Genomic DNA, 2676 nt, shown 5'->3' with positions numbered 1-2676 from the left:
TCGTATTCATCATTTAAGATGTATCCTCCATAACGTCCCTTTACTTCTTCTACATTATATCCAGCTAGTACAAGCTCTTTTTTAAATTCACGAATGTTACGTGGATTGACTTCAAGTTCTGTCGCAAGCTGTGTTGTGTTCATTTTCCCTCTTGCCTTTAATAGTTGTAACATGCGAATGCATAAGTTTGTTCGATTCATTTTTATCTCCTTTTAGTGCGTGCTGCAAAATCTTTGGGGATAGTAGCCAAAGCCTTTTTTTGGTTCAAAATGTTTAGGAACAATACCACGAAATACAAGTGGACGTATCATTTGACCAATCCCTCTTTCAAGCGCAAAGCCTAAAGCTTCTTGTTTCTGAATGGCTCCGGCATCAATTAAAATATTTACAATTTCTTCATTTCCAATACTGATGGCATGCATCAAAATAGGATATCCATTAAATACCCAGCTTGGACTTGCTCCAAGTTCTAGGCAGTTTTCAACTCCTTGTACATCTTCTTTCCATACAGCATCTAATAAATCCATAGCTAATCTTTTTTCTGCGTTCATATTGTACCCTTCTTTCTATACTCAAAGGATACATCTTATATAGACATCATTTATGTCAAATTAATCGGATACTTCTTTCACTTTTTGAAGCCTAGTTAACACATCTTCGCTTACCAGCTGATAGATGCATGAACAAATTGGAATAAAAATGATGATTCCAATAATACCTGCTACATTGGCTCCAATGGTGATGGCCACAATGATATACATAGGTGGAAAGCCTACAGACTTACCAACAACATGCGGATAGATAAAGTTTCCTTCAACTTGTTGAATACAAATAAACATAACAATGAATGTAAATCCTTGTACAGGAGATGTTATCGCAATAAAGAAAGTACATAATAGAGCGGCAACCAAGGCGCCAAACATTGGCACAAGAGCTCCAATACCTACGACTAGACCTATTAAAAATGCATATGGAATCTTCATGATCAAAGACCCTGCAGTAACTAAACTGGCTAAAATCAAGCATTCCAAACAGGTTCCGCCTACATAACTTGTAAAAATACGAATGATCAGCTTTAATACGTGGCGTGTTTTTTCATAATCCTTTTTTGGAAGATAGGCCTTTAATAAAGATTTTGTTTCACGAACCACTTGTTTTTTATTAAACAACAATAGAAACGAGAATACGATTGCGATAAAGGCTTGCGCAAGCCAAGAAAATGTAGTGGATAAAATCATAAAAATGGATCCAAATATATCATTGGCTCCTCCAGATACAAGCCAGGAACTGATTTTTTTACTCACATTATCAATCGCAAATGTACTAAAGGCATTGATATCTAAGTGTTGTAAAAAGTTGTGCATTACATCTACATGTTTTGTGATATCTAAAAGCCATATATAGAATTCATAGATCATCTGTGGAAAGTTTGACATCAACAATTGAATCGAAAATAGAATCTTAGGTATGACAATACCGACAAAGGCAGCAAATACGGCAAACACAATGAAGATGGCTAAAATGTTGGATAGGACTCTTTTAATCTTTGTATCTTTAATATCAAACCATTTGATTAAATAGCGCATGAGATTGTTCGATATAATATTAAACACAAAGGCAAGTCCTGCACCAAATAAAAATGGCAGACACATTGCCCCGATCCATGCCAAAAAATCAACGATTTTTTCAAAATAATAGATGACCATACCGATTAATAAAGTAAAAATAATGAGTCTTTGGTACATTTTTTCTTTTTCATGTAGGTCCATCAAAACCACCTCAAATCGAATTTATTATACTATCTTTTACATTGAAAATCATTTTTTTAAATTTTTTATTTACATCTTTTTTTCATAGGTGTAAAATTCACGAGTTAAAAGAAAAAAGTAGAGGTGAAACAAATGAGTACAAAGTACATTTTCGTAACAGGAGGTGTTGTTTCTGGCCTGGGTAAAGGTATCAGTGCAGCAAGTCTTGGCCGCCTTTTAAAGTCACGTGGCTACAAGGTAACAAGTCAAAAGCTCGATCCCTATATCAATGTGGATCCCGGAACAATGTCTCCTTTCCAACATGGTGAAGTATATGTCACAGATGATGGATTAGAAGCCGACCTGGATCTAGGTCATTATGAGCGTTTTATTGATGAAAACCTCCATACGTATTCCAACCTTACCACTGGACGTGTCTATTGGAATGTCATTAATAAGGAGCGTGATGGAAAATATCTTGGTGAAACCGTTCAAGTTATTCCTCATATTACCAATGAAATCAAGAGTTTCGTAATTCGTGCAGGAGAACATGCAGCTGCTGATGTCGTAATTACCGAGATTGGTGGTACGACTGGCGATATTGAAAGCTTACCATTTCTAGAATCCATTCGTCAGGTTGCCTTAGAGGTTGGTCGTAAAAACTGTCTGTTCATCCATGTCACTTACATCCCTTATATTTCGGGTTCACAGGAATATAAATCAAAACCAACTCAACATTCCGTAAAAGAATTACAATCTTATGGTATCAATCCAGATATCATTGTAGCACGTTGTGATGAAACGATTCCTCAGTCTGTATTAGACAAAATTTCATTATTCTGTAATGTTGAAAAACGTTGTGTCATCCAAAACAAGACACTTCCTTCTCTATATGAAGTACCATTTATGTTAGAAGAACAAAATCTTG

At 35.5% G+C, this 2676-nt stretch carries 3 protein-coding genes and 1 pseudogene; 1 reads left to right on the top strand and 3 read right to left on the bottom strand.

What is annotated here, in order from left to right; translation table 11 throughout:
* From ACZQCL_RS08525 to ACZQCL_RS08515, 3 genes and pseudogenes are all read right to left on the bottom strand, one after another.
* Positions 1 to 200: pseudogene (locus ACZQCL_RS08525) on the bottom strand (helix-turn-helix transcriptional regulator); the annotation flags it as partial.
* Between the two features lie 12 nt (positions 201 to 212).
* Complete coding sequence (locus tag ACZQCL_RS08520; protein WP_117924810.1) at positions 213 to 551, bottom strand: ankyrin repeat domain-containing protein; 339 nt, start codon at positions 549 to 551, stop codon at positions 213 to 215.
* 60 nt (positions 552 to 611) lie between these two features.
* Positions 612 to 1769 carry an AI-2E family transporter gene (locus tag ACZQCL_RS08515; RefSeq protein ID WP_482482790.1) on the bottom strand — a complete coding sequence of 386 codons (1158 nt, stop codon included), beginning with the start codon at positions 1767 to 1769 and terminating at the stop codon, positions 612 to 614.
* A gap of 132 nt (positions 1770 to 1901) precedes the next feature.
* On the opposite strand from ACZQCL_RS08515, the gene pyrG reads away from it, so the two are divergent.
* A partial coding sequence (pyrG, locus tag ACZQCL_RS08510) for a CTP synthase (RefSeq protein ID WP_482482788.1) occupies positions 1902 to 2676 on the top strand: 775 nt, incomplete at its 3' end.

The organism is Holdemanella sp. (genome assembly GCF_056804935.1).
The sequence above is the reverse complement of the archived record's forward strand: the minus strand, read 5'-3'. Positions and strand labels throughout refer to the sequence as shown.

Bases quoted from the DNA above. Each gene is read 5' to 3' on its own strand.
- ACZQCL_RS08520 (WP_117924810.1), bottom strand. From the start codon at position 551: ATGAACGCAGAAAAAAGATTAGCTATGGATTTATTAGATGCTGTATGG.
- ACZQCL_RS08515 (WP_482482790.1), bottom strand. From the start codon at position 1,769: ATGGACCTACATGAAAAAGAAAAAATGTACCAAAGACTCATTATTTTT.